This window comes from Faecalibacterium sp. IP-1-18, from assembly GCF_023347355.1.
Taxonomy (GTDB): domain Bacteria; phylum Bacillota; class Clostridia; order Oscillospirales; family Ruminococcaceae; genus Faecalibacterium; species Faecalibacterium prausnitzii.
Window position 1 is genome coordinate 1,081,909 of record NZ_CP094472.1, and the last position, 20,590, is coordinate 1,102,498.

General features: G+C 57.7%; 15 protein-coding genes. 11 read left to right on the plus strand and 4 right to left on the minus strand.

The window, feature by feature from the left end; all coding sequences use genetic code 11:
• Positions 1 to 4 precede the first annotated feature (4 nt).
• Entirely contained in the window at positions 5 to 1,267 is a 1,263-nt protein-coding gene (locus MTP43_RS05210) for a response regulator transcription factor (RefSeq protein WP_015538148.1), read from the minus strand.
• The gene (locus MTP43_RS05215) at positions 1,242 to 3,059 is read right to left on the minus strand and encodes a sensor histidine kinase (RefSeq protein ID WP_015538149.1); all 1,818 of its coding nucleotides are present in this window, start codon (positions 3,057 to 3,059) and stop codon (positions 1,242 to 1,244) included. Before MTP43_RS05215 ends, MTP43_RS05210 begins: the two co-directional genes overlap by 26 nt.
• Before the next feature lie 344 nt (positions 3,060 to 3,403).
• Here MTP43_RS05215 and MTP43_RS05220 point away from each other — a divergent pair, with 344 nt between their 5' ends.
• The 7 genes from MTP43_RS05220 (at position 3,404) to MTP43_RS05250 (ending at position 14,532) form a co-directional block, all read left to right on the plus strand.
• Positions 3,404 to 4,723 carry an ABC transporter substrate-binding protein gene (locus MTP43_RS05220; RefSeq protein ID WP_015538150.1) on the plus strand — a complete coding sequence of 440 codons (1,320 nt, stop codon included), beginning with the start codon at positions 3,404 to 3,406 and terminating at the stop codon, positions 4,721 to 4,723.
• Between the two features lie 176 nt (positions 4,724 to 4,899).
• The gene (locus MTP43_RS05225; RefSeq protein ID WP_015538151.1) at positions 4,900 to 5,826 is read left to right on the plus strand and encodes a carbohydrate ABC transporter permease; all 927 of its coding nucleotides are present in this window, start codon (positions 4,900 to 4,902) and stop codon (positions 5,824 to 5,826) included.
• 16 nt (positions 5,827 to 5,842) lie between these two features.
• Complete coding sequence (locus MTP43_RS05230) at positions 5,843 to 6,703, plus strand: carbohydrate ABC transporter permease (RefSeq protein WP_005920167.1); 861 nt, start codon at positions 5,843 to 5,845, stop codon at positions 6,701 to 6,703.
• Between the two features lie 73 nt (positions 6,704 to 6,776).
• Positions 6,777 to 8,573 (plus strand): beta-glucuronidase, encoded by a 1,797-nt coding sequence (gene uidA / locus MTP43_RS05235; RefSeq protein WP_097786000.1) that lies wholly within the window; start codon positions 6,777 to 6,779, stop codon positions 8,571 to 8,573.
• A gap of 2 nt (positions 8,574 to 8,575) precedes the next feature.
• Positions 8,576 to 9,739, plus strand: coding sequence for a glycoside hydrolase family 88 protein (locus MTP43_RS05240; RefSeq protein ID WP_154265872.1), 1,164 nt, complete (start codon positions 8,576 to 8,578; stop codon positions 9,737 to 9,739).
• The gene (locus MTP43_RS05245; protein ID WP_005920174.1) at positions 9,739 to 11,427 is read left to right on the plus strand and encodes a DUF2264 domain-containing protein; all 1,689 of its coding nucleotides are present in this window, start codon (positions 9,739 to 9,741) and stop codon (positions 11,425 to 11,427) included. The genes MTP43_RS05240 and MTP43_RS05245 overlap by 1 nt, the downstream gene beginning before the upstream one ends.
• A gap of 96 nt (positions 11,428 to 11,523) precedes the next feature.
• Positions 11,524 to 14,532, plus strand: a complete 3,009-nt coding sequence (locus tag MTP43_RS05250) for a glycoside hydrolase family 2 TIM barrel-domain containing protein (protein ID WP_249235144.1) — start codon at positions 11,524 to 11,526, stop codon at positions 14,530 to 14,532.
• On the opposite strand, the gene MTP43_RS05255 is transcribed toward MTP43_RS05250, so the two are convergent.
• Entirely contained in the window at positions 14,523 to 14,729 is a 207-nt protein-coding gene (locus MTP43_RS05255) for a hypothetical protein (RefSeq protein ID WP_117526546.1), read from the minus strand. The two genes, MTP43_RS05250 and MTP43_RS05255, sit on opposite strands and share 10 nt — an antisense overlap.
• Before the next feature lie 154 nt (positions 14,730 to 14,883).
• A complete protein-coding gene (locus MTP43_RS05260) occupies positions 14,884 to 15,795 on the minus strand; it encodes a helix-turn-helix transcriptional regulator (RefSeq protein WP_117526544.1) in 912 nt (303 codons plus the stop codon).
• 340 nt (positions 15,796 to 16,135) lie between these two features.
• Here MTP43_RS05260 and MTP43_RS05265 point away from each other — a divergent pair, with 340 nt between their 5' ends.
• The 4 genes from MTP43_RS05265 to MTP43_RS05280 are packed head-to-tail and all read left to right on the plus strand — an operon-like array spanning position 16,136 to position 20,550.
• Positions 16,136 to 17,167, plus strand: a complete 1,032-nt coding sequence (locus MTP43_RS05265; RefSeq protein WP_223474183.1) for a TRAP transporter substrate-binding protein — start codon at positions 16,136 to 16,138, stop codon at positions 17,165 to 17,167.
• 18 nt (positions 17,168 to 17,185) lie between these two features.
• Positions 17,186 to 17,695, plus strand: a complete 510-nt coding sequence (locus MTP43_RS05270; protein WP_117526542.1) for a TRAP transporter small permease — start codon at positions 17,186 to 17,188, stop codon at positions 17,693 to 17,695.
• A gap of 20 nt (positions 17,696 to 17,715) precedes the next feature.
• Positions 17,716 to 19,152 carry a TRAP transporter large permease gene (locus MTP43_RS05275; protein WP_442900595.1) on the plus strand — a complete coding sequence of 479 codons (1,437 nt, stop codon included), beginning with the start codon at positions 17,716 to 17,718 and terminating at the stop codon, positions 19,150 to 19,152.
• 24 nt (positions 19,153 to 19,176) lie between these two features.
• A complete protein-coding gene (locus MTP43_RS05280) occupies positions 19,177 to 20,550 on the plus strand; it encodes a glycoside hydrolase family 28 protein (RefSeq protein WP_249235145.1) in 1,374 nt (457 codons plus the stop codon).
• Positions 20,551 to 20,590 lie beyond the last annotated feature (40 nt).

Sequence of the window (20,590 nt, forward strand, 5' to 3'; positions counted from 1 at the left end):
GATTTCAAATACTTTGCTGGTATTCCCGCGGGCTGAGCCCCGTGACCTTTTTGAACACCTTGGAAAAATAAAAGGCGCTTTCGTACCCCAGTTTCTCAGCGATCTCGTATACTTTCAAATCGCCCTGTTCCAGCATCTCCTTCGCCGCAGCGATGCGGGTTTCGGTAATGTACTCCACAAAGCCGCTGTCGCCGTATTTGCCAAACAGCTGGCTGAGGTAGTTGGGCGAAAAATTGAATACAGCCGCCACATCGGCCAGCGTCAGCCGCTCGGAAAGGTGGCTCTGGATGTACTCCTGCACCTGTGCCACCACCTGCATCTTCCCGGCGGTGGCGTCGCCCTCGTTGACCTCCACGAACTGGATGGGCTGCTCCACCGTGAGCAGGGGCTGCAAATGGGCGTTTTCCCGGCAGCAGCGCGCCAGCCCCAGCAGGGAGCCGGTGGGACGACCTACCGCCCAGAGCAGCCGTACCGTGAAATAGTTGTATAGAATTTGGCTGGCGCGTTCCAGCAGTGGGCGCAGCACCGTCCGGTAGTTCTGGCACTGGGCATCGGTCAGGCAGAACAGCACATTGCAGCGCATGGCATCCGCCCCGGTCACATAGCAGGGCAGGTAGTTTTGCAGGGTGGTCTCCAGCATCCGCCCGCAGGAAAAACTCAGCTTCAGCTGCTGGGCGGGGGTAAGGGCGGTGTTGGCGATGATCTCGCAGCTGGCTACAAGATAGGCGTCGCTTGCAAGGTTCAGCTCCATGTGCTGCAAAGGCTGCTCCAATGCGGCTTCGTCCGGGAACAGCCCGGCGTACAGCCGCACGAAAAAACGCTCCTGATAGCTGCGCACACTCTCAGCAAGGTTTTCCTGTGCCGACAATTCGCCCAGCAAAGCGCGCTCCTTTTTTACCTTTTCGGCGGCCTTGGCAAGGGCGGTTTGCAGGTTCTCGGGGGTCAGGTCCAGCTTGACCAGATAATCCACCACCCCGGCACCCATGGCCTGCTTGATGTAACCAAATTCTTCAAAGCTGGTCAGCATGATAAAGGCGGGCAAGGCGCTGCGTTCCCGGCAGGTGCGGGCAAGGGTAAGCCCGTCCATCACCGGCATTTTTACGTCGGCAATGACGATATCCGGCTTCTCCCGCTCAATGAGTTCCAGCGCCAGCTTGCCGTTGCGGGCGGTGCCGCAGACCGTATAGCCCAGCTTTTCCCATTCCAGCATCCCCTGCAGGCCGATAAGCACCAGCGGCTCATCATCCACCAGTAATATCCGCAGCATGGCTGTCTCCTTTCTGTTGATAGGGCAGCCGGATGGTGACCTCGGTGCCCACGTCCTCTTCGCTTTCAATGGTCAGGCCGTAGCCCTCGCCAAAGGAATACCGGATGCGGCGGTTCACGTTCCACAGGCCGACATGACGGAACTTTTCAGCCTTTTCGGCACCCTCGGCGGGCTCGTCCAGAAGATGCGCCACCTGCTCCGGCGGCATGCCCACGCCGTCATCGGTAATGCGCAGCAGTACGTCTCCGGTATCCGGGTCGGTGGAGATATCCAGCAGCACGCTGCCGTGGCCGCCCTTTGGCTCCAGCCCGTGGAAGATGGCGTTTTCCACCAGCGGCTGCAAGGTGAACCGGGGGATCATGCAGTCCCGGCAAAGGGTCTCGCTTTCAATGCGGGAGACCTCAATTTCCAAGTCGCCGCCGTAGCGGTATTGCTGGATGGTAAAGTAATCGTTGAGCAGCGCCAGCTCCTCCTGCAAAGGCACCAGCTTCTGGGTGCCCTTGGAGATGCTCTTGGTCAGCCGCGCAAAGGCGGTGACCATCTCGGCAATGCCGGGCGCGTGCTGGATGGTAGCCATCCAGCGGATGCTGTTGAGGGTGTTGTAGATAAAGTGCGGGTTCACCTCGTTTTGCAGCATCCGGTATTCCAGCTCCTGCTTGCGGCGCTCGTCCTCCACCCGGCGGGTCATCAGGCTGTCCACGTTTTCAGCCAGCTGGTTGATGCCCCGGCCGATGTCGCCCAGCTCGTTGTTCCACTCCACCGTGCGGTCCGGGGCAAAGTTGCCGCTGCCCACGGTCTCGATGCGCTTTTGCAGCGCCTCCACCGGGCGGGTGATGACCCACTCCAGCCAGTGCTGCATCAAAAAGCTCAGTCCCCAGATGATGGCAATGCCAAGGGTGATGAGCCACAGGTACACGCCGTAGTGCAGCAAAAAGGTATTTGCGGGCAAAAGCTGCACCAGCGCCGCGCTGCGGCCGTTCAGTGTTACCTTGACTACATAATACTTCTGGCCGTCCAGCCGCACCTTGCCCTGCCATGCGGTCTGCTCGGTCACGCCGTTATTGCTGCCGGTGCGCAGGGTGTAGTCCACCTCCCGCAGCGGGTTCTCGGTCTCGGTCAGGCTGCCGTTTTCGATCTGCCACAGGCGGCTGCCCATTTCCCAGTACAACGCGCTGCCGTCGGTCAGGTTGTAGCCCGCAGCCGGGTCGGTGATAATGGCGGTGTCCAGCGCAAGGTAGGTGCTGCCCCGGTGCAAGGTGCCCTTGCCGCAGCGGACAGGCTGGCTGAGGGCGATGCAGTCCGGACTGCCGGGCAGCAGCGGGTCGGTGGTGAACTGCATCCCGTACCCCTTGGGGAGAAACTGCTTTATGCTGGTGCGGTTGAGCGCCGCCGAGGAGTTCAGCGTGCCGAACTGCAAATGCCGGTCGTTTTCATTGGTAATAAAAAAGCGGAGGATATGGCTGTACAGGGTGCTGGAATAGTATTTTTCCTGCACGGCTTCGTAGGCGGCAATGGTCTGGGTGCCGTTGATATTTTCCTGCGAGATGTACCGCCGCACGGTGCTGTCGATGGAAGCCCAGTTCAAAAGAGCATCGGCGCTGTCCAGACTGGTCTCGATGGAGGTAGCCACCAGCCGCAGGTTGAACTCTGCCGCCTGCAAGGAGTTGGCGCGCACATATTGGTTGGAGAGGGTGAACAGCGCCGCGCCCACGGCCAGCGAGGTAAGGATGGTAAAAAAGCGCATCCCCCACACGATCTGCCGCCGCAGCGGGAAACGATGGCTGCTCTTCATAGCGGAGCCTCCTTTCCGGTAATATTTTGCATTCTTTCCTTTATACAGTACTGATTCCGGCGCGGTTTGTCAACGACTTTTTTCATGAAAATTGTGTACTTTATACGCTTTTTTCTTGTGCCATGGATGTAAACTGTGCAAGAGAACAAGAAAGTGCAGACTCCAGTGTAAGAAAGTGCATCTTTTTTTAAAAGATACAGAAAAACTGCAACTCTTCCCGGAATTTTTCCATTCCGGTTTTTGCGTTTGTGCGGTATCCTAGTGTCAACAAAAGCGAGTGGCTCCCCGGCACGGGGGAGACCGTTGCACGCAATACACACACTGCCCTGAAGGAGGACACACTTATGAAAAAGATCTCTCGTCGTTCGTTCCTTACCGCTGCCGCTGCCTGCGGCGCTGCTGCTGCTCTGAGCGCCTGCGGCGGCTCTTCCGCAAGCTCCACCGCTGCTTCCTCCACTGCCGGTTCCACCGCTGCATCCGCAGCAGCAGGCCCTGTTACCCTGCAGTGGTCGGTGTGGGATAAGGAATCCACCCCCTACTGGCAGGCCATGGCCGACGGCTACATGGCAAGCCACAAGGACGTGACCATCGAGATGGTGGATCTGGGCTCCAGCGATTACATGACCGTTCTGGCTACCCAGCTGGCCGGCAGCGCCGATCTGGATGTCGTGACCGTCAAGGATATCCCCGGCTACGCAAACCTGATCAATCTGGACTACCTCAAGCCCCTGAACGAGGTGCTGACCCGCGATACCGGTGATTTCAACGGCACCATCGAGCAGCTGACCACCGATGACGGCAACTTCTACGCCGTGCCCTTCCGCAGCGACTTCTGGGTGCTGTACTACAACAAGGATCTGTTCGATAAGGCCGGTGTGGAGTATCCCTCCAATGACCTGACGATGGAAGATTACGATGCTCTGGCCCGCAAGATGACCAGCGGCTCCGGCGACACCAAGGTCTATGGCTGCCACTACCACACCTGGCGCTCCGCCGCTTCTCTGTTCTCCATTCTGGACGGCAAGAACACCATCATCGACGGCAAATACGACTTCATGAAGCCCACCTACGATATGGTCATTGCTCAGCAGAAGGACGGCATCTGCATGGACTACGGCTACCTCAAGACCTCTTCTCTGCACTACTCCGCAGCCTTTGAGAACCAGCAGTGCGCAATGGTCAACATGGGCAGCTGGTTCATTTCCACGCTGGAAGCTTACATGAAGGATGCCGAGACCAAGTTCAACTGGGGCATCGTCAAGTATCCGCACCCCGCCGGTGCAGAGGCTGGTTCTACGCTGGGCACTGTGACCAGTCTGGCCATCAACGCCGATTCTCCCAAGGCAGAGACCGCTGCCGACTTCATCAACTGGTGTGTCTCCGAGGAGGGCGCACAGGCCATTGCCAAGACCGGCACCTTCCCGGCTTGCGGCTCCGCTGCCACCGCCGAGATCATCAAGTCCACCGAGGGCTTCCCCGAGGACAGCAATTCTGTGGATGCACTGACCACTAGCAATGTCTATCTGGAAATGCCCTACACCCAGTACGCATCTGATATCGAGACCATTCTGAACGCCGAGCACGATGCCATTATGACCATGAGCGAGACCGTGGACGAGGGCATCCAGAACATGAACGATCAGGTTCCCGCAGTTCTCGGCTGATAAAGCGTTTTCCGCAATGGTTTGCGGTTCTCCTTCTTCATCATTTTCGATCCCCATTCATTTTCCGATGACGAGCATCGGAAAAAAGCCCTGTCCGAGCGGGGCGGGTATGCAAAGCGCCCGCCCCGCTCATTTTTTGGAAAAGCTGTTATACTTCCGGGAAAGGAGGCTCTTTTATGGCGAGTGCTGCTGTCCAGAATAAAACTCCCCGTAAAGTGCTTAAAAAATCGACCCGCGATTCTCTGATCGCGTATTCCTTCATTGCGCCAAACTTCATTGGCTTCTGCGTGTTTACGCTGGTGCCCATGGTGTTTGCCATTGCGCTGGCCTTCTGCGCATGGGACGGCCGCCACGCCATCGAGTTTATCGGCCTGAAGAACTTTGTAAAGCTCTTCACCACCGATAAAATTTTTCAGGCGGCGCTGAAAAACACCGTCGTCTATGTCATCGGTACCGTGCCGCTTACGCTGGCCTGCTCGCTGGCCATGGCTGTGCTGCTGAACCAGAACGTGAAGTTGCGCAACTTCTTCCGCACCGTGGCGTTCTTCCCCTATGTTGCCTCGCTGGTGGCGGTGGCAGCGGTGTGGAACATGATCTTCAACCCCTCCATGGGCCCCATCAATATGATCCTGAACCAGTTCTTTGGCGTGGCGGTGGAAAACCTGCCCCGCTGGGCTGCCGGTAAGGACACCGCTATGATCACGGTCATCCTGTTCAGTGTATGGAAGAACATGGGCTACTACATGGTCATCTATCTGGCAGGCCTGCAGGGCTGCAACCCGGACCTGAACGAAGCCGCCGAGCTGGACGGCGCAAATCGCTGGCAGCAGTTCTGGCACATCACCCTGCCGCAGCTGCGCCCCACCACCTTCTTTGTGGTCATTATGCTCACCATCTCCGGCTTCAAGGTCTACGACCAGATGTACATGATCACGCAGGGCGGCCCCGGCACTGCTACCATGACGCTGGTGTATTACATCTATAATGTGGCCTTCGTCAATACCCCGAAATACGGCTACGCAAGTGCAATTTCCATGGTGCTGTTCGTACTGGTGCTGATCGTTACCATCATCCAGTTCCGCGGCTCCAAGGGCGAGAACTGAGAAAGGAGGAAGAACTATGTCTGCTGCTATTATCAAGACCGAAGCCTCTCAGAAGCGCCGCAACTTCATCTCCAAGTTCCTGATCTATTTCTTCCTCATCGTCATCACAGCTTGTATGCTGCTGCCCTTTTTGTGGATGCTGTCCTCCTCCTTTAAGCTGAATAAGGACGTGTTCGGCTTCCCCATCCAGTGGATCCCCAAAAATCCCCGCTGGCAGAACTATGTGGACATCTGGACCCAGATCCCGCTGCTGACCTTTGTGAAAAACACGGTCAAGATCACCGTGGTGGTCACCCTGTTGCAGCTGTTCACTTCCTCCTTTGCAGCCTACGCCTTTGCAAAGATGCAGTTCAAGGGCAAAAACGCGCTCTTCCTCGGCTACATTGCCACCATCGCAGTGCCTTGGCAGGCCTACATGGTGCCCCAGTTCATGATGATGAGTTCGTGGCATTTGAACAACACCCATCTGGCCATTATGTGCCTGCAAGCCTTCAGCGCCTTCGGCGTGTTCCTGATGAAACAGTTCTACGAGGGCGTGCCCACCGAGCTGTGTGAGGCTGCCCGCATTGATGGCCTGAGCGAGTACGGCATCTGGTGGCACATCATGCTGCCCCTCAGCCTGCCCGCCCTGTCCACCCTGACCATCTTCACCTTCGTGAACACCTGGAACGACTTCCTTGGCCCCCTGATCTACCTGACTAAGACCGAGCTCAAGACCATCCAGATCGGTCTGCGTATGTTCATCACCCAGTATTCCGCAGAGTACGGCCTGATCATGGCAGCCTCTGTGGTGGCACTGATCCCGGTGCTGATCGTGTTCCTCTCCCTGCAGAAGTATTTTGTGCAGGGCGTGGCATCCACCGGCATCAAGGGCTAAACAAATCACCCGTAAGCGGGGCGTGGGCAGTACCCGCGCCCCGCATTTTTTGCAGAAATAGAGAGAAAGTGTTATGTTATATCCTGAACAGAATGAAGCGCGCTTGAAGCTGAGCCTTGACGGCACATGGGCGTTTGCGCTGGGCAGCTGCGTGGAAGACCAGTTCGATCCCGCAAAGCCCCTGCCGGATGCCCAGCCCATCGCCGTGCCCGCCAGCTACAACGACCAGAACGACCAGACCACCGCCCTGCGCCGCCACTACGGCTGGGCGTGGTATCAGCGCAAAGTCACCCTGCCCGCCTTCTGCGCAGGGCAGCGGGTGGCGCTGCGGTTCGGCTCGGTGACCCACACGGCAAACGTCTGGCTGAACGGCCAGCTTATCGCACAGCACAAGGGCGGCTTTACCCCCTTTGAAGCAGACGTTACCGCCCTGCTGCACCCCGGCGAGACGGTGCTGCTGACCGTCGCCTGCGACAACCGGGTAAACCACAGCACCCTGCCTGTGGGCAACGAGGACGGACAGCTGGCCTTCTTTGGATCGGACAACGCGGGCATCCCCAGTGTGGAGGCTGCCAAGCGCGCCGCCGCACCCCAGAACCGCCCCAACTTTGACTTTTTCAACTATGCGGGCATCCACCGACCAGTGTGGCTCTACACCACCCCCAAAGAGTATATCGAGGATGTGACCGTAGTGCCCGCCGTGGACGGCACGGTGCAGTACGCGGTCAAAACCACCGGCAGCGCGCCTGCCCATGTCACGGTGCTGGATGCGGACGGCAAAGCCGTTGCAAGCGCCGAGGGTGCAGAAGGCACGATCACCATCCCGGAGGTGCATCTCTGGGAGCCCAGACCCGGCACGCCCTACCTGTATACCCTGCACATCACCTGCGGGGCAGACGTCTACGACCAGACCTTTGGCGTGCGCAGCATTGAGGCGCGGGGCACACGGGTGCTTTTGAACGGAAAACCGCTCTATTTCAAGGGCTTTTGCAAGCACGAGGACTTTACCGCCCACGGCCGCGGCTTTGACCCGGTGCTGAACGTGAAGGACGTGAATCTGATCCACTGGGCAAACGCCAACGCGGTGCGTACCAGCCACTACCCCTACGCTGAGGAGTTCTACGACCTGTGCGACCGGGAGGGCATTCTGGTCATGGACGAGACTCCGGCGGTGGGCATCGGCGGCGGGGCGGCGGTGAACCCTTATAAGGAATACCCTCTTGCGGAGCATCACCGGCAGGTGCTTGCCGAGATGATCCATCGGGACAAAAACCACCCCTGCGTGGTGCTGTGGAGCCTTGGCAACGAGCCGGATCTGGAGCACTTCCCGCAGGATGCCTACGATTACTGGCACCCGCTGTATGAGCTGGCACATCAGCTGGACCCGCAGAACCGCCCGGTCACCCTCGTCTGCTGCCAGAATGACTACACCAAGGATATCACCACCCGCACCATGGATATCGTCTGCATCAACCGCTACTACGGCTGGTACAACCTTTCCGGCGACATGGACGCTGCCTGCTATGGCCTGAATCAGGAAATGGATTTCTGGGCAGAGCAGCACAAGCCCGTGATGATGAGCGAGTACGGCGCAGACACCGTGGCAGGGTTGCACACCGCCGGAGCCGAGATGTTCAGTGAGGAATTTCAGGTGGAGTTCTACCGCCGTCTGGATGCAGAGTTTGACAAGCGCCCGTGGTTTGTGGGAGAATTTGTCTGGAACTTTGCAGACTACGACACCGTGCAGGGCCCCATGCGGGTGGACGGCAACAAAAAGGGCCTGTTCACCCGGGACCGCCGCCCCAAGCTGGGTATGCACTTTCTGCGCCAGCGGTGGGCAGAGATCCCTACGTTTGGATTTAAGGAGTAATCATGATGAAAACCTACCAGAACCACGCTATGACCGACGCCGAGGCACGGCAGGCACTGGCCGATGCCTGCAAGCAGGTGGAGACCAATCTGCCCCTGTACACCTACCAGTGCCAGAACCATTCCAGCGTGAACAATATCTACCCCGGCTGTGCCAATAACCAGTGGACCTGCGGCTTCTGGCCCGGTGAGATCTGGCTGGCCTACGAGGCCACCGGGGACGAAAAATTCAAGACCGCCGCCCTCATTCAGGTGGACAGCTTTGCGGACCGCATTGCCCGCAAGGTGGAAGTGGACCACCACGATATGGGCTTTTTGTACAGCCCCACCTGCGTGGCAGCATGGAAGCTGGTGGGCAGCGAAAAGGGCAAAAACGCCGCCATTGCCGCCGCCGACCAGCTGCTGACCCGCTACCAGCCCAGCGGCCGCTTCTTGCAGGCATGGGGCACCATGGACGACCCCGACAACTACCGCTATATCATTGACTGTATGCTCAACGTGCCGCTGCTGTACTGGGCAGCGCAGGTGACCGGCAGCGACCACTACCGCGAGATCGCCGCCGCCCACACCGCCACTACGCTGGCAAACTCCTTCCGGCCGGACGGCAGCACCTACCACACCTTCTTTATGAACCCGGACGGCACCCCCAAGGGCGGCCGCACCTGTCAGGGCTATAAGGATGACAGCTTCTGGGCACGGGGACAGGCGTGGGGCGTGTACGGCAGCGCCATTGGCTACACCTACACCCACGATGAAAAGTTTTTGGATGTGTTCCGCAAAGCGCTGGCGTTTTACCTTTCCCGCCTGCCGGAGGATATGATCCCCTGCTGGGATATGCTCTTTGCCCCGGAAAGCGGCGAACCCCGGGATTCCTCCTCTGCGGCCATCGTGGCCTGCGGCCTGCTGGAAGCAGCCAAGTATGTGGACGAAACAGAAGCTGCCCAGTGGCGCACGCTGGCGCGGCAGATGCTGGCCAGCCTTGCCACAAATTATGCAGTAAAGCCCGGCACCCTCGGCTCCGGCCAGCTGCTGCACGGCACTTACAGCAAAAAAAGCCCCTACAACACCTGCACCCCGGAGGGCGTGGATGAATGTACGAGCTGGGGCGATTATTTTTACATGGAGGCGCTGACCCGCCTGACCAAAGACTGGGAGATGTACTGGTGATGAACTTGCAGACCAAAGCGGATTTTACCGCACTGATGCACAAATTTCTCGACCCGCTCAAGCCTTATTATTCCGCAGGCTGTGCCCGGCTGCATCTGGGCGAGACGGGTGTGACCTACAACCAAAATGCCATTGAGCTGGAAGCCTTCAGCCGCCCGCTGTGGGCGCTGGTGCCCTTCTGGGTAGGTGGCGGCTCTGAGCCGGAATTTGAAAAAATCTACCGCAAGGGTCTTGCCGCCGGCACCGACCCGGAAAACCCCGAATACTGGGGCACCACCGGGGAGTACGACCAGTGCTATGTGGAGATGGCGGCTATTGCCTGCGGCATCCTCACCGCACCGGAAAAGCTGTGGACCCCGCTTTCTGACACCGAAAAACAGAACCTTGCCGCATGGCTGGGGCAGATCAACGCCCACACCATCCCGGACTGCAACTGGCAGTTTTTCCGCATCCTTGTAAACCTTGCCCTGAAAAGCGTGGGCATGCCTTACAGCCCGGAGCTGCTGGAGGACGGCCTTTGCAAAATTGACAGCTATTACAGCGGCGACGGCTGGTCCACCGATGGCGCCTCGGTGCAGAAGGATTACTACATCCCGTGGGCCATCCAGTATTACGGACTGCTGTACTCTAAATTTGCCGCAGATACCGACCCCCGGCGTGCTGCCCTTTACCGCCAGCGCGCCCAGCTGTTCGCGCAGCAGTTCGTCTACTGGTTCGATGCCAATGGTGCAGCGCTGCCCTTTGGCCGCAGCCTGACCTACCGCTTTGCCCAGAACAGCTTCTGGGCGGCCTGCATCTGGGCAGGGCTGGAACCGCTGCCCCTGCCGGTGATGAAAGGGCTCATCGTCCGCAACTTCAACTGGTGGCTGGGGCAGAAAATGTTCGACCGGGACGGCATCCTGACCATCGGCTACTGCTACCCGCAGATGTACATGGCCGAGCGGTACAACGCCCCCGGCAGCCCCTACTGGGGCATGAAGAGCTTTTTGTTGCTTGCTCTGCCGGATGACCACCCCTTCTGGTCTGCCGAAGCCGCGCCCATGCCCGCATTGGAGCGGCTCAAGCCCATGCCATACGCCAATATGCTGGTGCAGCGCCGGGCGGGGCGGGTAACGGCCTATGCCGCCGGTGTCAACGAGGGGCACGGCCACGGACAGTTCCCGGAAAAGTACGCAAAATTTGCCTACGATACCCGCTTTGGCTTCTGCGCCTCCCGCAGCCGGGAGGTGCTCAATCAGGCGGCTCCCGACAGTATGCTGGCCTTTGTCATCGACGATAACGTGTTTGTACGCAAGGTGAGCAAAACGTGGGAAATTGAAGCCGGGGCTGTGACTGCGCAGTGGTCGCCCTTCCCCGGCATTGAGGTGACCACTACCATCACCCCCACGGCCACCGGCCACCGCCGCCATCATGAGATTGACAGCAGTTTCGACTGCGAAGCCTACGACTGCGGTTTTGCCGTGCCCAATTTTGCACCGGGCTACGCCGAAAGCGTGGAAAGCGATACCGCCGAAGCCCATTGCGACACCCTGCGCTGCACCGTGCGCGGCAGGGGAGAAGCAGTGGTCATCGGCTGCGACCCCAACACCAGCCTGTACTTCACCAACGTACATCTGCCCGCCGTGAAGTACCACATCCCCAAGGGGCACACGGTGCTGGACACCGAGATCCTTGACGAAGCGGACTGATGCCGCTTCTCTCCAGAAAAACAGTCGTTTTTATGCGGCTGTTTTTCTTATATTCTGTGCTATAATGAGAGCAGAAAATGCTGCGAGGTGACATTTATGCCTTTAAATAATCCTATCACATCGGCACTTCTGGCCGACCCGGAAATTTTCCAGCAGAACCGTCTGCCCTTCCATGCCCACTTTGCGGACCAGACAAGCCCGGAAATGCCCCTGACCGTCAGCTTGGATGGCGAGTGGAACTTCCGCTATGCGGAAAACCTGACCGCACCCTTTACGGACTGGGATACCCTGACTGTGCCCGGCTTTATCCAGATGCAGAGCCTGCAAAAGCCTGGCAAGCCCTACGGCACGCCCCATTACGTCAACACCCAGTACCCGTGGGACGGCCACGAAAAGCTGCGCCCCGGCGAAATTCCGCAGGATTATAACCCCATCGGGGAGTATCAGCGTAGCTTCACCCTGCCGGAAAGCTGGGCAAGCTGCTACCTGCGCCTGAACGGTGCCGACAGTGCCGCCGCCGTCTGGTGCAACGGCGTTTACATCGGCTACACCGAGGATACCTTCACTCCCGCTGAATTTGACATGACCGCCGCCGTCCACCCCGGCGAAAATACCCTGACGGTGCAGGTGTACCGTTTCTCCTCCGGCAGCTGGCTGGAAGATCAGGATTTCTGGCGCATGAGCGGCTTATTCCGCTCCGTGGAGCTGTTCACAAAGCCGGAAGTTCACCTCGAGGACGTCTTTGTGAAGCAGAGCTTTGCAGATGATTTTTCCAGTGCTGCCGTCACCTTTGATTGCAAGGTCAGCGGCGCGGGAACGGTGTCGGTGGTGTTCAATGGGCAGGAGCAGTCCGCTGAGGTGGGCGAGCCTGCCGAATACGACAGCGGCGTGGTGTTCGGCAAGGGCGAGGTTGCCCCGGATGTGGAGGAGGACGTGCAGGATGTCTCCTTCACCTTTGCGGTGACTGACCCCGCCCTGTGGAGTGCCGAGCAGCCGAACCTGTACGAAGCAGAAATTGCCCTGCTGCGCGAGGGCGCTCTCGTGGAGCGTACTGGCCTGAAAGTCGGTCTGCGAAAATTTGAACTGAAAGACCGCCAGATGCTTTTGAACGGCAAGCGCATCGTGTTCAAGGGCGTCAACCGCCACGAGTGGAGCTGCCGCACCGGGCGCACGGTCAGCCGGGAAGAGATGCTGTGGGACGTGAAAAACCTGAAGGCCCACAACGTGAACGCCGTGCGCACCAGCCACTACCCGGACGACCCGTATTTTCTGCAACTCTGCGATGAATATGGCCTGTACGTCATCGGGGAGACGAATCTGGAGACCCACGGCACATGGCAGAAGCTGGGCGCGGACGGCTCGGACGAGTGGACGCTGCCCGGTGCGCGCCCGGAGTGGCGGGAAAATGTGCTTGCCCGCGCCGAAGCGATGCTGGAACGGGACAAAAACCACCCGGCCATCCTCATCTGGTCTTGCGGCAACGAGAGCCACGGCGGCAAGACCCTGTGGGAGATGAGCGAATACTTCCGCCGCACCGACCCCAGCCGCCTTGTGCACTACGAGGGTATTTTCTGGAACCGGGAATACCCCGCCACCTCCGATATGGAAAGCCAGATGTATACCCCGGTGGCAGACATCAAAAAGTTTCTGGCAGAGCACCCGGAAAAGCCTTTTATCATGTGCGAGTACAGCCACGCCATGGGCAACAGCTGCGGCGGCATCACCGACTACACCGAGTATGCCTACGAAGAGCCGCTGTATCAGGGCGGGTTTATCTGGGAGTATATGGACCACGGCATCGCCGTGACGGGTCCGGACGGAAAGCCCGGCTTTGCCTACGGCGGCGACTTTGGCGACCGCCCCACCGACCGGGAATTCTGCGTGGACGGCCTTGTGCTGCCCGACCGCCGTAACACTCCCAAAATGGACGCAGTCAAGGCGGCCTATGCACCGCTGAAGATCACCCTGACCGACACCGAAGCCGTGATTGAAAACCGGAATCTCTTTACCGACCTGAACGCCTACGACCTTGTGTTTGCATCTTCGGTCAACGGCAAGCCGGAACGCCGCGCGGTGCTGCGGGCAGACTGCGCACCCGGCAAGACTGCGCACATCGCGTTCCCGTTCCCTCTGCCGGAGACAGGGCTTGCCTGCATGACCGTTACCGCCATCCAGCGGGCTGCACTGCCCGGCATCCCGGCGGGCTATGAAGCCGCTTTTGGGCAGGTATGGCACAACCATGCCGAAGCTCGGCTGACCCTGCCCGCCCCGCAGCTGGTGGAGATGGACTGCAACATCGGCGTAAAGGGCGATGGCTTCGAGTATATCTTTGGCCGCGGCAAGGGCCTTGTGTCCATCCGCTATAACGGTGTGCAGCTGCTGGACGATACCGTGCGTCCCAACTTCTGGCGTGCGCCTACCAACAACGACGAGGGCTGCGCAGAACCTTTTACATTTGCCTTCTGGAAAACCGCCGGTCTCTACGCCCGCTGCGATAACCTGACCGCCAAAACAAAGGGCGAATTTGTCACCGTCCGCGCAAACTACACTCTGCCAAATGGGCAGACGCTGCCCATTGATTTTGCCATCGACAGCGCAGGCCGCTGCGACATCACCATGACATGGCAGGGCGCGCGCACTGAACTGCCGGAGTTCGGTCTGCTCTTCCCGCTGCGCCGGGAACTGACGGAGGTCTCCTATCTGGGTCTTGGCCCCCGGGAGACCACCGCCGACCGCACCGCAGGCGGCAAAATGGGCGCTTGGAGCTACAATGTCCGGCAGGACTTTGCCCAGAACAGCCCCGTCTACCCGCAGGAATGCGGCAGCCGCACCGGTGTGTACCGCGCAGACCTGACCGGAGCCATTCCGGGCATCTGCTTTGCAGGGGACAGCATGACCTTCTCGGCACTGCCCTATACGCCCCATGAGCTGGAAAATGCCCGCCATCTCTATGAGCTGCCCCGGGATGACAATAAGACGGTCGTCCGCTGCGCTGCCTTCCAGCGCGGCGTTGGCGGCGATAATAGCTGGGGTGCAAAGCCCCATGCAGACGACTGCTTTGCGGTGGAGAAGGAAACCTCGTTCCGTTTTACGATTCAAAAGTAAAAATTTACTTGGCTAAAGTGGTGGGGGATCATCGTGATACCCACCACTTTGGTCTTATTGCGAAACCGTAACGAGATAAAAATCAGTGCAACATATAAATAGTATATTGGCGATACGCAATCCAACGATGTAGCTGCTACATTAAAAAGTTGAATTGCGGTATCCATGTTGTAGCGGCAGGAAAGCAGTTTCATCATAGTAGTGTCCTCCTGGACCTGGACTTGGTTTTGGTGTGCAGCCACGCAAATCAATGCCGCTAAGTCGGTGGAGATAAAACGGCAAGGCCGTCTGCTGCCGCCAAGAAGAAAAAGGCTGTAATTCTATAAAAAGGACGGAAATCAGAGGAACCTATCAGAATTCTGTGCTCTGGTGGTCGATATCAAGAGACAAGCCGCCAACTTCACCGTGGATGGCCTTTATGTGGTAAGCGACATATTCGCGCGGATTGACACCGTAATTCTTTTTGAAGGAGCGGTAAAAGGCGTTATAATCAGAAAAACCGCATTTGGCCGGGATGGAAGAAATCGGCTCTTTTTTCATGAGCAGCCGTTTGGCTTCCAGCAGCCGCTGCTGGATGACATACTGGTAAAAGCTGATCTGCATATTCTGCTTGAACATGTGGGAAAAATTGTATTTATCAATGAAAAGCGCCTTTGCCACCGTGTCCAGTGAAAGATCGCCGCTGAGGTTCAAATCGATATAATGCAGGGCGTTGCTCAGGATGCTTGGTTTCTGCGCCTTGGCAAAAACGTGTTCCCGATTATATAAGGAACGGTTGATGCCGATCAAGATGCGGAGAATATCGGCCATGCCCTCACTGTGGTAACACAGGCTTTCCTCCCGGTAAGCGTGGGTCAGGGCTTCAAACTGCCCGAACCGGGCGCGGGAACTGTCCACGCTATCCCGAATCAAAAATGTTTTTGCATGACCCGGACGGAGAAAGTAATCGATGTCCGGGTCGATCTTTTTCATGGTATCAAAAGCCGGAGGACTGAGCCACAACACATACCGCTCATAGGGGATCTCAAAGTCCCGGAAGATGGGATGGTGCATAATGGCAGGTGGGATGATCAGCAGGTCTCCCGGTTTGAGCCGGAACATTTTGTCGTGGACAACAAAATCCGCATTTCCGCTGACAAAGAGATAAATTTCATAGAACTCATGGTAATGAGAAGCGATCGGGGGATAGCTGGCGTCCTTGTAATGGTCGATCTCAAAATCCGGCTCGGCCATGTAATGTTTATCGGTTTTGATGAATTTCACAGAAAAATACCTCCGGTCAAAAAATTCTTTTGGGCTAGTTCATCATAACACGATGTACCAATATATGCAATATTTTGACCAACAAATGACAATAATTTTGCAAAAAAGACCTGATTACACCAAGAAATGCAAGGTTTTAGCCAAAAAAGGCCTGTACATTACAACGGGTTTGCGCTATTTTTATTGACGGAAAGCCTGTTGCACATGGCAGAGCGGAAATGGTAGGGATCGCGCAGCCTGAAGCCCTTTGCGGAAGGGATAAATTTCACTCTGACTGACAGGAGATCAAAACCGGTTTTGTACGCAGTTAATCAAACAAAGAAAACTGGAGATGTCAATCATGATAGGAACAAGACGTATTACTCGCCGCAGCTTTCTGGCTGCTGCAGGTCTTGCTGCCGTAGGCGCAAGCCTGTCGCTCACCGGATGCAGCGGCTCGGTTTCAAACGGCCCGAGCTCCAAGCATCTGCTGGTGGCACACGGCCATAGCGAAGTGCACCCGGTCAACGTTGGACTGAAGAAGATGGCGGAAGTTGCTTCTGCTGAATCCGACCTGACCTTCAGCATTTACCCCAATGGTCAGCTGGGCGACAACGCAGCAATGATCCAGCTGGTCAAGGCCGGCGTTCTGGATATTGCAAAGGTCTCTGCTTCCAGCATGGAGCAGTTCAACAGCGCATACGCCATCTTCTCGATGCCGTATGTGTTCGAGAGCAGCGAGCAGTATTTTGCCGTTATGAACCAGAGCGAAGCGGTGCAGGAGATCTTCAAGAGCACCTACGATCAGGGCTTCTTTGCCATCGGCTGGTTCGATTCCGGCTCCCGCAGCATCTACACCACCAAAGACGGCCCCTGTGAAGGCCCCGCAGACCTGAAGGGTCTGAAGATCCGCACCCAGGACAGCCCCACGTCCATTGCCATGATTCGTGCCATGGGCGGCAGTGCAACGCCCATGTCCGGCGGCGAGACCTACACCGGTCTGCAGCAGGGCATTATTGACGGCGCAGAGAACAACGAGACAGTTCTGGTGCAGGACGGCCACGGTGAAGTCTGCAAGAGCTACACCTACACCCAGCACCAGATGGTACCCGATATCGTGATCATCTCCACCGAGACTTGGGAAAGCCTGGACGAGACCGAGCAGAGCGCCATCATAAACGGCATGACCCAGGGCAACGAAGCACACGAGGCCGTATGGCAGGATCTGGTGCAGGAGAACATTGACGGTGCCAAGGAGATGGGCGTCCAGTTCTACACAATCGACAAGACGGCCTTTATCGAGGCTACCCAGTCCCTGCGCGACGAGTTCTGTGCCGAGAGCGCCGACAATGCCCGTTATTACGAGGACTTCCTGTCCTATGTACAGGCTTGATGAGGAGGGAAGCATACCATGTTGATCGTTAAATTCCGCGGCCTGATCGATAAGATCATTCAGGTCCTCAGCACCATTATCATGGGTGTCATGGTCATTGCTGTCTGCTGGCAGGTCATCACCCGCTACATCCTGAACAACCCCAGCACCGTGACCGAAGAAGCGCTGCGTTATCTGCTGATCTGGGTGACCATGGTGGGCGGTGCTTACGCATACGGCCGCCGCAAGCATCTGGCAATCACCGCGCTGAGCAAGCGTCTGTCCTTCAAGGGCCAGAAGATCCTGGATATCTTTGTGCAGGCTATGGTCATCCTGTTCTGCGTTGTTGTCATGATCGGCGGCGGCACGCGCCTTGTCAACACCGCTGCGGATCAGCTGAGCGCCGCGCTGCAGCTGCCCATGCCCCTGATCTACGCCAGCATCCCTGTGGGTGCCATCCTGTTCATCTTCTACGCGCTCATCTTCATCGGTGAGGATCTGCGCGATATGAAGCAGGGCCCCAAGGCAGAGTCTGCCAAAGAAGCATAAAAAAGGAGGACGAACCTAAAATGGGTACTTTTCAAGTCGGTCTGCTCCTGATCGGCACGTTTGCGCTGCTGCTGGCGCTGAGCGTCCCGGTCTCGGTCAGTATCATCATTTCGTCGGTCGTGACCATGGCCTCCACCCTGTCTCTGGATCTGGGCACTTTCGTTGCCAGCCAGCGCATGGTGGGCGGCGTTGACAGCTTCTCGCTGCTGGCGCTGAGCGTCCCGGTCTCGGTCAGTATCATCATTTCGTCGGTCGTGACCATGGCCTCCACCCTGTCTCTGGATCTGGGCACTTTCGTTGCCAGCCAGCGCATGGTGGGCGGCGTTGACAGCTTCTCGCTGCTGGCTGTCCCGTTCTACATCCTCTGCGGTGTTCTGATGAACACCGGCGGCATTGCACAGAAACTGATCGATTTCGCAAAAATTCTGGTCGGCCGCATCCCCGGTGGTCTGGCACACACCAATATTCTGGGCAACACGCTGTTCGGCTCTCTGTCCGGTTCCTCCGTTGCAGCTTCCGTTGCTATCGGTGGCGTTCTGATCCCCATGGAGGAGAAGGAAGGCTACGATAAAAAGTTTGCCGCTGCCGTCAACATCGCTTCCGCACCTACCGGTCTGATCATTCCTCCCTCCGGCATCCTGATCATCTATCCGGTGCTGGCTGGCTGCTCTGTGGTGGGCATGATCATGTCCGGCTACATCCCCGGCCTGATGTGGGCACTGGCCTGCATGGTCGTGGCTTATGTCATTGCAAAGAAGAACCACTATCCCACTGCTGGTAAGGTTCCGGCTTCCGTTTTCTTCAAGTACTTCGTGGACGCCATCCCCAGCCTGCTGCTGATCGTCATCATCGTCGGCGGCGTTATGTCCGGCATCTTCACGGCAACGGAGTCCGCTGCCGTGGCTGTTGCCTACACCCTGTTCCTGTCCATCGTTGTTTACCGCAGCATCAAGATCAAGGATCTGCCCAAGATCCTGCTGGACGCCTGCGAGACCACCGCTGTCATCATGTTCCTGATCGCCGGCTCCAACGTCATGAGCTTTGTTATGAGCTTCACCGGCCTGCCCAGCGCCATCGGCAACGCACTGATCAGCGTTTCCAGCAACAAGTACGTCATCCTGCTCATCATCAACCTTGTCCTGCTGGTGGTTGGCTGCTTCATGGACATCACCCCGGCTGTCCTGATCTTCACCCCGATCTTCCTGCCCGTTGTCCAGTCCTTCGGTATGGACCCCATCCACTTCGGTATCATGATGGTCATGAACCTGGGTATCGGCAACATCACCCCGCCCGTTGGCAGCTCACTGTTCAGCGGCTGCTCGGTGGCAGATATGGACATGGAGGACATGATCAAACCGATCCTGCCGTTCTATGCCGCGATCTTCGTGGCGCTGATGCTGGTAGCCTATGTGCCTTGGTTCTCCATGGCGCTGCCCACCCTGTTCGGCGCAGTCTGATAATGTGAAAAGGAGCAAGTTTTCATGGTTTATTCAGTCACCAAGTATGGCGCTGTCGGCGATGGCGCAACCAATGATGCCGCTGCAATCCAGTCTGCCATTGATGCCTGCAACGCAGCAGGCGGCGGCCGCGTTGTACTGGAGGGCGGTCATACCTACTATTCCAGTTCTATCGAGCTGAAAAGCAACGTAGAGCTGCATCTGGAACAGGGCGCCCTTCTGAAAGCGCACTCCGATATCTCCACCTATTTCAACCCCAACGGCGATGATGCTTCCGTGGCAGCAGTTTCCGGCGCAAAGGCCGTGGATCGTCCGGTGGCAAAACCGGCTTACACCTTTATTCACGCCAAGGATGCAGACAACTTCTCCATCACGGGTCAGGGCGCAGTGGACGGCAATGTTTATGCCTTTATGAAGCGGGCAAGCCGTTACTACTTCAACGGCGATTTCTACCCCCGTCCCACCATGGTGTATGTGGAGCACTGCAACCACATCTCGTTCCATGACGTGACACTGCAGAATTCTCCGTTCTGGACGCTGCACCCTGCCGGATGCAACGATGTGCTGATCTCCAACATCCGGGTGCTGAACCCGCTGGACTGCACCAACTCCGACGGTATCGATCCGGATCACTCCACCAATGTGCGGATCATCGGCTGCCATGTCCAGTGTGCAGATGACTGCATCTGCCTCAAGACCACAGCAGGCAACAACGAGTACGGCCCCACCAAGAACGTCATCATCTCCAACTGCACGCTGACCTCTACCAGTGCCGCGATCAAGATCGGCACAGAGGGCGTGGCAGATTTCGAGAATATTCTGGTGGATAACTGCATCATCACTGGAAGCAACCGGGGTCTGTCCATCCAGATTCGCGACGGCGGCTGTGTGCGGAACGTGAGCTTCTCCAACATCATGATCGAGACCCGCCGCTTTGCCGAGTGCTGGTGGGGCAGCGCGGAGCCTATCGTGATGACGACCCACGACCGGAACGCCAACACCCACAGCGGCAGCATCGAGAATGTCCGCTTCTTCAACGTCACCTGCAAGGGTGAGAACGGTGTGTTCCTCTCTGGCAACGAGGAGAATCACATCAAGAACGTTCTGTTTGAAAATGTCAACGTCTGTCTGGAAGCTACCAGCAAGTGGGAGCGCGGAATGTACGATCTGCGTCCCATTCCGCCTGAAAAGGAAGGCATGCTGCATCAGAAGAGTGCAGCCATGTTCCTGCGCTGGGTAGATGGCGTCACCGTCCGGAACTCCACGCTGGGCTTTGCGGGCGAGGACCGTTCGGACTTCGCACAGGCGCTTCTTACTCAGAACTGCACTAACGTGCAGACCATGGGTCTGACTGCTGAGGCTGCCGCCCCGGAGTACCAAAGCATCGAACTGGGCTGAGCCGCCTATCAATAATGAGCAAGCCGCCGCATCGGCGCTG

Excerpts from the sequence above, each read along its gene's own strand:
- MTP43_RS05220 (WP_015538150.1), top strand. The coding sequence starts at position 3,404 with ATGAAAAAGATCTCTCGTCGTTCGTTCCTTACCGCTGCCGCTGCCTGC.
- MTP43_RS05250 (WP_249235144.1), top strand. The coding sequence starts at position 11,524 with ATGCCTTTAAATAATCCTATCACATCGGCACTTCTGGCCGACCCGGAA.
- MTP43_RS05210 (WP_015538148.1), bottom strand. The coding sequence starts at position 1,267 with ATGCTGCGGATATTACTGGTGGATGATGAGCCGCTGGTGCTTATCGGC.
- uidA (WP_097786000.1), top strand. The coding sequence starts at position 6,777 with ATGTTATATCCTGAACAGAATGAAGCGCGCTTGAAGCTGAGCCTTGAC.
- MTP43_RS05230 (WP_005920167.1), top strand. The coding sequence starts at position 5,843 with ATGTCTGCTGCTATTATCAAGACCGAAGCCTCTCAGAAGCGCCGCAAC.
- MTP43_RS05270 (WP_117526542.1), top strand. The coding sequence starts at position 17,186 with ATGTTGATCGTTAAATTCCGCGGCCTGATCGATAAGATCATTCAGGTC.
- MTP43_RS05280 (WP_249235145.1), top strand. The coding sequence starts at position 19,177 with ATGGTTTATTCAGTCACCAAGTATGGCGCTGTCGGCGATGGCGCAACC.
- MTP43_RS05275 (WP_442900595.1), top strand. The coding sequence starts at position 17,716 with ATGGGTACTTTTCAAGTCGGTCTGCTCCTGATCGGCACGTTTGCGCTG.
- MTP43_RS05215 (WP_015538149.1), bottom strand. The coding sequence starts at position 3,059 with ATGAAGAGCAGCCATCGTTTCCCGCTGCGGCGGCAGATCGTGTGGGGG.
- MTP43_RS05225 (WP_015538151.1), top strand. The coding sequence starts at position 4,900 with ATGGCGAGTGCTGCTGTCCAGAATAAAACTCCCCGTAAAGTGCTTAAA.
- MTP43_RS05255 (WP_117526546.1), bottom strand. The coding sequence starts at position 14,729 with ATGATGAAACTGCTTTCCTGCCGCTACAACATGGATACCGCAATTCAA.
- MTP43_RS05265 (WP_223474183.1), top strand. The coding sequence starts at position 16,136 with ATGATAGGAACAAGACGTATTACTCGCCGCAGCTTTCTGGCTGCTGCA.
- MTP43_RS05240 (WP_154265872.1), top strand. The coding sequence starts at position 8,576 with ATGATGAAAACCTACCAGAACCACGCTATGACCGACGCCGAGGCACGG.
- MTP43_RS05245 (WP_005920174.1), top strand. The coding sequence starts at position 9,739 with ATGAACTTGCAGACCAAAGCGGATTTTACCGCACTGATGCACAAATTT.